Annotated in this window: 10 protein-coding genes; 3 read left to right on the forward strand and 7 right to left on the reverse strand. The window is 70.1% G+C overall.

Features of this window, described 5'->3' with window-relative positions:
* Positions 1 to 119 precede the first annotated feature (119 nt).
* On the reverse strand, positions 120 to 1,394 hold the full coding sequence (locus tag ACXIZN_RS05515) for a threonine/serine exporter family protein (RefSeq protein WP_457952891.1): 1,275 nt from the start codon (positions 1,392 to 1,394) through the stop codon (positions 120 to 122).
* A 400-nt stretch (positions 1,395 to 1,794) separates the two neighbouring features.
* Between ACXIZN_RS05515 and ACXIZN_RS05520 the strand changes: the two genes are divergently transcribed.
* The 3 genes from ACXIZN_RS05520 to ACXIZN_RS05530 all read left to right on the forward strand — a co-directional run bounded on the left by ACXIZN_RS05520 (position 1,795) and on the right by ACXIZN_RS05530 (position 4,003).
* Complete coding sequence (locus ACXIZN_RS05520) at positions 1,795 to 2,103, forward strand: hypothetical protein (protein WP_457952892.1); 309 nt, start codon at positions 1,795 to 1,797, stop codon at positions 2,101 to 2,103.
* Positions 2,104 to 2,137: 34 nt separating this feature from the next.
* The gene (locus ACXIZN_RS05525; protein ID WP_457952893.1) at positions 2,138 to 3,385 is read left to right on the forward strand and encodes a nucleotide sugar dehydrogenase; all 1,248 of its coding nucleotides are present in this window, start codon (positions 2,138 to 2,140) and stop codon (positions 3,383 to 3,385) included.
* Between the two features lie 81 nt (positions 3,386 to 3,466).
* Positions 3,467 to 4,003: an EF-hand domain-containing protein gene (locus ACXIZN_RS05530; RefSeq protein WP_457952894.1), complete on the forward strand. Its 537-nt coding sequence runs from the start codon at positions 3,467 to 3,469 to the stop codon at positions 4,001 to 4,003.
* Between the two features lie 36 nt (positions 4,004 to 4,039).
* On the opposite strand, the gene ACXIZN_RS05535 is transcribed toward ACXIZN_RS05530, so the two are convergent.
* The 6 genes from ACXIZN_RS05535 to ACXIZN_RS05560 are packed head-to-tail and all read right to left on the reverse strand — an operon-like array spanning position 4,040 to position 9,405.
* Complete coding sequence (locus tag ACXIZN_RS05535; RefSeq protein WP_457952895.1) at positions 4,040 to 4,441, reverse strand: DUF6917 domain-containing protein; 402 nt, start codon at positions 4,439 to 4,441, stop codon at positions 4,040 to 4,042.
* Entirely contained in the window at positions 4,374 to 5,318 is a 945-nt protein-coding gene (locus tag ACXIZN_RS05540) for a Gfo/Idh/MocA family protein (RefSeq protein ID WP_457952896.1), read from the reverse strand. Before ACXIZN_RS05540 ends, ACXIZN_RS05535 begins: the two co-directional genes overlap by 68 nt.
* On the reverse strand, positions 5,315 to 6,364 hold the full coding sequence (locus ACXIZN_RS05545) for an Ldh family oxidoreductase (RefSeq protein WP_457952897.1): 1,050 nt from the start codon (positions 6,362 to 6,364) through the stop codon (positions 5,315 to 5,317). Before ACXIZN_RS05545 ends, ACXIZN_RS05540 begins: the two co-directional genes overlap by 4 nt.
* Positions 6,361 to 7,581, reverse strand: a complete 1,221-nt coding sequence (locus ACXIZN_RS05550; RefSeq protein WP_457952898.1) for a M20/M25/M40 family metallo-hydrolase — start codon at positions 7,579 to 7,581, stop codon at positions 6,361 to 6,363. Before ACXIZN_RS05550 ends, ACXIZN_RS05545 begins: the two co-directional genes overlap by 4 nt.
* Complete coding sequence (locus tag ACXIZN_RS05555) at positions 7,578 to 8,396, reverse strand: sugar phosphate isomerase/epimerase family protein (RefSeq protein WP_457952899.1); 819 nt, start codon at positions 8,394 to 8,396, stop codon at positions 7,578 to 7,580. Before ACXIZN_RS05555 ends, ACXIZN_RS05550 begins: the two co-directional genes overlap by 4 nt.
* Positions 8,386 to 9,405, reverse strand: coding sequence for a Gfo/Idh/MocA family oxidoreductase (locus tag ACXIZN_RS05560; protein WP_457952900.1), 1,020 nt, complete (start codon positions 9,403 to 9,405; stop codon positions 8,386 to 8,388). The genes ACXIZN_RS05555 and ACXIZN_RS05560 overlap by 11 nt, the downstream gene beginning before the upstream one ends.
* Between the last annotated feature and the right edge of the window lie 28 nt (positions 9,406 to 9,433).

Here is a 9,433-nt window from a genome sequence, read left to right on the forward strand (position 1 = left end):
TCCCTTCGGTTCGAGTTGCCCGACGGTAATGCGGGCCCGACATCGAACGCAGGGGTCATTCGGACCACAAAGGACACTCGGATCGGAAGAACTTCTTTTGGCGGAAAACACTTCGGAAATCAGCGAGCGCCGAGAGCACGGCGCCCGGTGCGGTGCAGTGCGGCGAGCTGGAGACCGAGCACGACGCCGACGCCGATGGCCGCGGTGGAGACGACCGCTTCGGCCACGGCGGTCCACGCGCCGGGGACACGGGCGAAGACCTGCGACAGGCTCAGGTAAAGCGCAGGGCCGGGCAGTACGGCGCCGGTCAGCCCGGGGATGGTGACGACGGCGGTCGGCACTCGCGAGGTCCGGGCCGCCGCGCCGGCCAGTGCGCCGAGCACCGTGGTCGCGAGAAAGATCGACAGCGGGGTCGCCAGGCCGAGTATCGAGTGCCCCGCCCAGTTCACCAGTGACGTGACGACCCCGGCGCCGCAGGCGAGCGGCCACCACCGCGCGGGCGTGCCCATCAGTATCGCGTTGCCCAGTGAACCGACCAGCGCCGTCGCCGGTATCAGTGCGAGCGGGAGCGTGGCGAGGTGGACTCTGCCTGCCTCCCCGAGGATGTCGAGGTCGTTGGCCACCGACACCACGACCATCACCCCGGTGACGATCGCGCCGGTGAGCAGCAGGACGGTGACCATCCGCGCGGCGGCCATCAGGTGGAAGTCGCCGACGGCGTCTTCGACCAGGGACACGAGGGACAGGATCGGCAGTAGCAGCACGAGGTTGGCCGCCGAGAGGCTCGCGGCCTCGTGCCCGTCGAGCAGGCCGAGGGACAGCAGGGAGATCGCGGCGACGAGCACGGTGCTCGCTTTGGCCGCGACCTGGAAGAACTCCGCGATGCCGATCGTGCCGAGTGCCCAGCCGACGCGGTTGGCGAGCACGAACAACGCGGCCGAAACCACCGCGGCGAGCAGGGTGCCGTTGGCCTGCAGGCAGATCATCGCCGCGAGGAGGCATCCGCCGAGCAGGCTGACGTACCACGGCCAGGTCGGGCCCGCCTTGGCGAGTCCGGCGATCGCGCGTTCGGCCTCCTCGGGCGAAGTGGCGCCCGTGCCGGCGCGGACCGCGAGCGCTTCCAGGTCGCCCATCCGGCCGATGTCGCGGGTGTCGTTCGCTTCGACGCTGCCCAGCAGCACCACCGGCTCGCCGCCTCCGCCCGGGCAGTACTGCAGATGTACCGTCCGCACCCCGACCGAGATCCGCGGATCGTCGATACCGCCCGCGTTCGCCAGCCGGCGGATCGTGCGGACGACGACGGCGGTCTCGATGCCCTGACGGAACATCTGCATCGCCACGTCGAGCGCGAAGGCCAGCACACGTCGCGCCCGCGCGCGTTCCTCCTCCGACATGGTCGGCACTGTAAGGGCTGACCCGTGCGGGACGGAGCCGCTGGCCGGAGCGAAGGCTCGGCTTAGCCCGATCGTGGCACGGAGCGAGGGCGGCGCGAGAAGTCCCGGCGGGGCGAGAACATCCGGCCGCGCAAACCTTTTCCGGTCGATGGGGGCCCGGGACACTCAGCGTCTCGATTCGCCGTCGATCGTCCCTGACTTCATTGTCCACGCCACTCGTTCATGTGAACCGGACGCTCCCGGAGATCACGCGAAGAGTGCTTGGAGCCGCCATCCGAATGACCCGCCGGAACGGACCGCAACCTGCGCGCGTGAAGTTCCGGCGAGACCCCTATTTCACCAAGAGTGACTGTTAGCGTGCGGAGTGAAGTCATGATCTTGGATGTGGAGGAGGCATACGATGAACCGTCTTGTCATCGCCGCGTTGAGCGCGGTGTCCGCCGGCGCCCTGCTGATGGTCGCGAGCCCACCTGCCCAGGCCGCGGCGGGGGAAGTGGTGGTCTTCTCGACCGAGTTCCAGCGTCTGGACACCTACCGGAACCCCGAGGGCTGCCACAAACTCCCCATGGCCGCGCATGTCCTGGCCAACCTGACCTCGGCCGACGTGGTCGTCTACGGCGATCCGCTCTGTTTGTCGCCCGGGATGCGCGTCCAACCGGGTCACGGCTCCCACGTCCCGCCGGGCACCGGGTCGTTCTCGGTCAGCTGATCGTTTCGTGTGACATCGAGACTGAGGGGGTCCCGTGTCTGTCGAACTTGTCGTGGTCGGAGTCGGCTATGTCGGATTGCCGCTGGCCGAAGCCGCCTGCGAGGCGGGGTTGTCGGTCGTCGGGTACGACAACTCGCCGGAGGTCGCGGCCGCCGTCGCCGCGGGACGTTCGCATGTGCCCGACGTGACCACGAGCCGTTTGCGGGCCATGCGGGCGAGCGGTTTCACCGTGACGACCGACCCCGGTGTACTCGCCACCGCGGAAACCATCGTGCTCTGCGTGCCGACCGGGCTGGATCCGGATGGCGGGCCGGATCTCGCCGCGGTGCGTGAGGCGGCCGAGACGGTGGCCGAACAGCTGCGGCCGGGGACGCTGGTGGTCCTCGAGTCGACGAGTTTTCCCGGCACCACCGACGAAATCGTCCGCCCGATCCTGGAGAAGCACGGTCTGACCGCGGGGGAGGACTTCGCGCTCGCCTATTCGCCCGAGCGGGTCGACCCGGGCAACCGCCGCTTCGGCATCCGGAACACGCCGAAGGTGATCAGCGGGCACACCCCGTTGTGCGCCAAATACTGCGCGGCTTTCTACGGGCGCTTCGTCGACACGGTCGTGGTGGCGCGCGGTACCAGGGAGGCCGAGATGGCCAAGCTGCTGGAGAACACCTATCGCTACGTGAACATCGCCCTGGTCAACGAGATCTCCATCTTCTGCGACCGGATCGGGGTCGACGTGTGGGACGTGGTGCACTGCGCCGCGACCAAACCCTTCGGCTTCATGCCCTTCGTGCCGGGACCGGGGGTCGGCGGGCACTGCATCCCGGTCGACCCGAAATACCTGCTGGACAAGGCCGACCGGGAAGGAACCCCGCTCGGTGTGGTGCACGCGGCCCGGCTCGTGGACGACCGGATGCCCGAGCATGTGGTCGACCGGGTGACGCGCCTGCTCGCCGAGCGGGGAAAACCGTTGTGTGAAGCGAAAGTCCTGCTGCTGGGTGTCGCGTACAAGGCCGACGTGCCGGATACCCGCGAGTCCGCCGCCATCCGGATCGCCGTCCGGTTGCGCGCGCTCGGCGCGGACCTGGCCTACCACGACCCGGTGGCCGCGGCCGTACCCGAATTGGGGCCACCGGCCGCCGACCTCGACGAGGTGCTCCGAGCCGCGGACGTCACCGTCCTGCTGGTGGCGCACCGCGCCTACGACCTCGGGCGGCTGACCTCGACGGCCAGGCTGCTGTTCGACGCGACGGGTCAGGTGCCCGGAGAGGAGGTCGTCCGTCTTTGACCGTGCCCGGCGGGTCGAGAGCCGCCGGACACGCGCGTACCGCAGATTCTTCCGAGTTCACGCGAAAAGGAGTGTCCACGAATGACCACGGCGGTCAAGAACGACAGGCTCAAGAAGCGTTTCGAGAAGTGGGACGTCAACGGTAACGGCAAGATCGAAAAGTCCGATCTCGAGGCCGAAGCAGGCCGGATCATCAACGCGTTCGGTGAAGACCCCGCCTCGCCACAGGCGCGTGCGGTGAAGGACTCTTTCGTGGCGATGTACGAGTACCTGGCCGGTAAGGCGGGCACCGGCCCGAACGGTGCGCTGAGCGAGCAGCAGTTCACCGAGGTGATCGAGACGCAGATCTTCCAGGAGGGCGACTCGGGATTCGACCGCGTGGTCCGGCCGACCATCGCCGCGATCGTCGGCCTGTGCGACACCGACGGCGACGGCGAGGTCAACCAGCAGGAGTTCGCCAAGTGGCTGGCGGCCATCGGGGTCGAGTCCTCGGCCGTGGCCCCCGCGTTCCGGGCGATCGACGTGAACGGCAACGGCAAGCTGACCGTCGACGAACTCGTGCACGCGGTACGCGACTACCATCTCGGCAAATCGGACGTGCCCCTGCTCGGCAAGTAGCGGCGAAGTGGTGAGTGTTCCCGGGGCCGGGAACACTCACCACCGGCCGCGGAAACGCACCTCCAGCTCCGGTTTCAAGCCGAGCTCTTCACCGGTGACCGGCGGCGTGGTGTGGATGAGAATGTTGTAGTGGTTGGGAAAGTGGCATCCGTCGAAGCCGAGGACGGTGCCGACGAGTTCGCCGCCGATCCACACCTCGTCGCCTCGGTCGATCACTCCCGCCCGCTCGATTTCGGCGAAGCCGAGGAAGCCGACGCGGTCGATCGGCGCTCCGGGCTCCGTGTCCTCGTGGCCGGTCGTGACGAGTTCGTGGATCTCGCCGGCGCGAACACATCGGCTGGCGAAGGGCTCCAGGCTCATTCCCCGGTCGTCACGGTGATGTACGAGCACCTTCACCACCGTGCCGGTGATCTCCCGTTTCGGCCCGTCCTCGCGCATCGCGCTCCTTCCGGTAACACTCGTCCACTATGGACAGAGTGGTGAGACCGCTGTCGCGCCAGGCCCCGCCCTTGCGCACGGCTTCCTCGAACTCCCGTAGCAACCCGTCGTACTCGTGCCACAGCGATTCCTTGAACGCCGGGAACCCGGCGAGCATGTCGGCGCGCAGGACGGTGCCATCGGTCAGGGTCGCTTCGACGTCCTTGACCTCTCCCGGAAACGACCAATCGAGTTCCACGACCGCGTTGTCGAGCACGAGTGTCGCCTGCCTGTCGACGCCGCGCGCGTCCCGCGTGACCCGCACGCTCCGCAGCGTCACCGACCCGAGGAACAGCTGGACGAGGTCGAGCGCGTTCGGTCCGTTGTCCGCCACGCAGCCGCCACCGCAGCGCGCGGTGTCGAGGTACCAGCGGTCACCGCCGACGTGTTCTTCGATCCGCTCCAGATATCGCACCCTCAGCGAGGCGATCGGCGCCCGGCCCGCGAGGTCCTCCTGCAGCGCCCGCACGTTGCTGTTGTACCTGCGGTGGAACGCGGTGAACAGGGCGACGTCGCGCCTCGCCGCTCTAGCCACGAGATCCTCGCCGTCGGCGAGCCCGGTGGCGAGCGGCTTCTCCACGCACACCGGCAGGCCGGCGTCCAGCACGTCCCGGCACAAGGTCGCGTGGACGTCGTTGGGCGCGGTCACGATCACCGCGTCGAGCCCTCCGGCGGCGAGCATCTCCCGGTGATCCCGGTAGCCGGGCACGCCGATCCCGGCGAGCGCCGCCGGATCGAGATCGCAGACCGCGGCGAGCCCGTAGGCCCGGGACCGTTCCACCGCGGCGAGGTAGAAGCGTGCGATGACGCCGAGCCCCACGACACCGACCCGGATCATCCGGCCGCCCTTACCCGCACCGCGTGCAGCACTTCGTGGACCTCGTCGGGCACCGGCACCCCGTGCGCGCGGAACCGGGCCGCGCGTTCACCCTCGTGCCAGCCCGGATAGACGACCGGGGCGGCGGGGTCGCGGGCGGGCCAGCCGCGCACGGCGGCGAAGAGCGCGGTCGCGTCGTCGGCGAATCCGCCGCGCAGGAGTTCCGGTGCGATCGCCAGCGTCAGTACGCCGATGTCGTCGTCGCGGTCCCCGTCGGCGGACAGCGCGCCGAGCATGGCGCCGGGTACCAGCGCGCCGAGCACCTCGACGAGCAGGCCCAGGCCGAATCCCTTGTAGGCGCCCGTTTCGGGGTCGCCGCCCAGCCACAGCAGGTGGGCGTCGCCGCGGTCGAACGCGGCGGCGTCGGTCACCGGCGCGCCGTCAGCGGTGGCGAGCCACCCCGGCGGGATCGCGCGGCCTTCCCTCGCCGCGGCCCGCACCCGGCCGGTCGGCACGACGGTGGTGCTCATGTCGAGGACGAACGGATGCGCGTCACCGGCGGGACAGGCCAGCGCGAGCGGGTTCGTGCCGAGCATCGCCGCCGCGCCACCCGGGGGCGGGGCGATGCGCTGCCCGCCGCAGTTCGACGCGACGAGGCCGATCATGCCGTGGGCGGCGGCGCGCGCCGCGTGGTGGCCCGCACAGCCGATATGCGTGGCGCCCCGCAGCGAGACCATCCCGATCCCGTGCCGCGAAGCCCTGGCGCACGCCAGCTCCATGGCCTGCGACGCCGACCACAACCCCAGCGTGCGACGGGCGTCGGCGAGGACACACGCGCCGAGATCGGTCTGGATCACCATGTCCGCCGCCGGATCCGCGCGTCCTTCGTCGAGCAGTGGCAGGTACAGCCGGGTGAGGTTGACCAGTCCGTGCGAGGTCACCCCGGTCAGGTCGCCGTGGCACAACGCGGTGGCGGCGATCGCCGCCCGGTCCCGTGGAACGCCGCGGTCCACGAAGATCGCGGTGACCAGGGAGAGAAGCTCGGGATAGGGCATCAGCACGGTCATGCTCCTCCGTTCCGGCTGAATCGCACGACGATCTCGCGGACGACGTCGGAGAACTTGTCGAGCTCTGCGACGTCGGCGTACTCCCCGGCGGAGTGCGCGTTGTTGCCGCCGAGGGAACCGGGGCCGAGGACGGCCGTCCGGGTGCCGGGGACGTCGGCGAGCCACAGGGCGTCGCAGGTGAAGCCGGGTTCGTCGTCGGGCCAGCGGGCGACGAACTCGTCCAGCAGCGGGATGTCCCGCGCCGTCAGGGCGGGCAGGTCGCGTTTGAGCCACCGCACGCCGGTGATCGCCGCGGCGTCGGCCGCGGTACGGGCGAAGGCGGCGGCGTCACTGAACCGGGTGACGAACGCGGCGATGCCCGACCGCAGGCCGTCCTCCAGCGCGGAGGTCATTTTCGCCGCCGCTTCCCGGCTGTCGTAGGGAATGTTGAGCAGAAGCTCCCCGCTGCCGTAAACCCTGTTGTGCAGGCGTCCGGTGTGCAGCCCCGCCACGCAGACCCGGCCATGGTCCGCCAGGTCGAGCGCGAGGTGCTGGGCGAGGAAGCCGAGCAGGACGGTGGCGTTGTGCCCTCGGTGCGGTTCGTCGTCGATCGCGTCTTCCCCGCGCACCCGCACGCACGCGGTCATCGACGCCGAGCACCGCGGCAGGTAGCGCAGGCCGGTCGGCTCGCAGAAGATGTTGAGCTCGCCGTGGAAGCCCGCCTCGACGAGCGGCCGCGTGCCGAACGTGCCCATCGCGCCGCCTTCCTCGCCGGAGACCGCCTGGATGAGCACGCCGGCGTCCCGGCCGGCCGCCGGATCCGCCGCGACCGCGGCCCGGATCCCGGCCAGCAGCGCCACCGCGGGCCCCTTGGCGTCGATCGTGCCCCGGCCGGTGAACCTGGCGCCGTCGAAACCCGCGGGCTCGAACGGCGCCACGGTGTCGAGGTGGACGTTGAACATCACGGCGGGACTGGCCGGGCCGAGCCGGAGCACCAGGCTCGGCTGGCAGGCGAGGAAGTCCGGCCCGGCTTCGCGGACCGCGACCGGGACACCCGGCCGGTCCAGCACCGAGGGTTCCGGGCTGGCCAGGTACAGCGTCTCGAAACCGATCCCGGCCGCCGCGTCGGCGTAAGCCCGCATCGCTTCCCAGAGGCGGATTTCGCCGGTCGTTTCGAGCGGGCCGGCCGTCGGCAGGGCGAGCAGCCGTAACAGCAGTTCCCGATCCTCGCGGATCACCGGAACAGCCCGGCCATCGCCCGGCCGGCGGCGACGAACGTGGCCGCCGCGTCGCCGGCGAGCACACCCGGCTCATGGGGTTTGAGCGCGAGATGGGGTTCCAGCGACCAGGCGCCGCGATACCCCTTGGCCTGCAACAACTTCACACAGTCCGCCACACGTGCGGCACCCGCCCCCGGGAGGGTGAAGCCGTGCTCGTCCGCGTCCTTGACGTGCACGTGCTCGACGTGGCCGGCGATGTCGGCGAGCAGGTCGAACCCGTCGTAACCGTGGGGCACGCCGTTCCCGGTGTCGAACAGCAGCTTCAGCGCCGGGCTCGCGACCTCGTCCAGTAGTTCGAGCATCCGCTCGGCACTCGTGCCCGCCCAGCCCGAGCAGTTCTCGTGCAGTAGCGTCACGCCGTTTCGTTCGGCGTGTTCGGCGAGCACGGTGATCCTCGCGATGGCCCGGCGGCGCCAGTCGTCCTCGCGCAGGCCGTCGCCGGGATACGACATGATCCGGAGATAGCGCGTGCCGACCGACCGCGCTCGCCGGGCGAGGACGTCCAGTTCCGCGAGGTCGCGCTGGAAATCGCTGGTGATCGGCCTGCCCCAGCCGCCGATCCGGGACGCCAGGCAGACCACGCCGATCGCCTCGTCCGCCAGCGTCGTGGCGATCTTGTCGAACCGCTCGTCGGTGAGGTCGGCGACGGGGATCCGGTCGACCGTGCGCAGCTCGATCATCCGCCATCCCAGTGCGTCGAGCGCCGCGATCTGGCCGCCGAGGTCGTCGGCCGCCTCGTCGGTGATACCGGCGAACACCGGGTCAGTCGGCATGGGCCGCCACCGCGTCGGGTTCGGGACGGGAGACCGGTTCCGCGCAGATGTTCTTGGCCACCGACAGCAGCTGCACCACCTCGGTGGCGAAGGTGAAGCTCTGCGTCTGCTCCCCGTCCACCTGGAACTTCCGGTAGGCCTGGAACATCCACTCGGTCATGGCGTCGTCGCGGAGCACGATGTGCTCGGACCGGCCGGTCGACCGCAGGGTCAGTTGCGAATGGTGGTCGTCGCCGCTCACCGCGAAATGCCCGACCGCGGTGCCCGTTTCGAAGTCGACGGTGACCCGCCGCTCCCGCACCGGCGAGGTCAGATCCGATCGGATCTCCGTGTGGATTCCCGAATTGTGCCGGAGACCGACGCTGGCGCCGCCCATCCGGGGGCCGACGTTCCCCTCGACCTCGAGATCGGTCCCGGACGCGTGGGTGACCCGCGCGGCGCCCGCGAGCCGCAGCGCGAGCGCGACCCCGTGCGGCAGTTCGACGTCGAAGGCGGTCGGGTGTCCCGGCGTCACGAGCGACCGGCGGAACCGCGGTTTGTTCTGCACGATGTCGATGGATTTGGGGGCGCCGAAGCGGCCGCTGCGGATCAGCTCGACCAACCGCGCGGTGAGCGTGCTGGCGAGCCAGGGTTCGACGACCTCGACGTGCAGTTTGTACTTGCGGCGCAGGCGGATGATCCGGGCGAGGTCGTCGATGTCCGCGGCGAGCGGCTTCTCCACGATCACCTTGCGGAAGCCCAGCGTGGCCAGTTCGGAGAGCACGGCGAGGCGTTCGGTCGGCGGGGTGCAGACGTGCGCGACGGTGCAAGCGGGGTCGAGCCCGGTGGCCGCGGCCTCGATGGTCGGAACGACCTCGAGACCCGCCCGCGCGGCGACGTTCGGCCGCGGTTCGCACGCGGTGACGGGAGCGTCGTCGAAGAGCATCGGGGTCCGGGTACGGAGTTTGGCCAATACCGGCAGATGCAGACCCGCGCCTGCCCGGCCGAGTCCCACAATGAGTGAACGCACTGGTGAGCCTGCTCCTCAGAGTTTCCAT

It is taken from the genome of Amycolatopsis sp. TRM77291, from assembly GCF_054166285.1.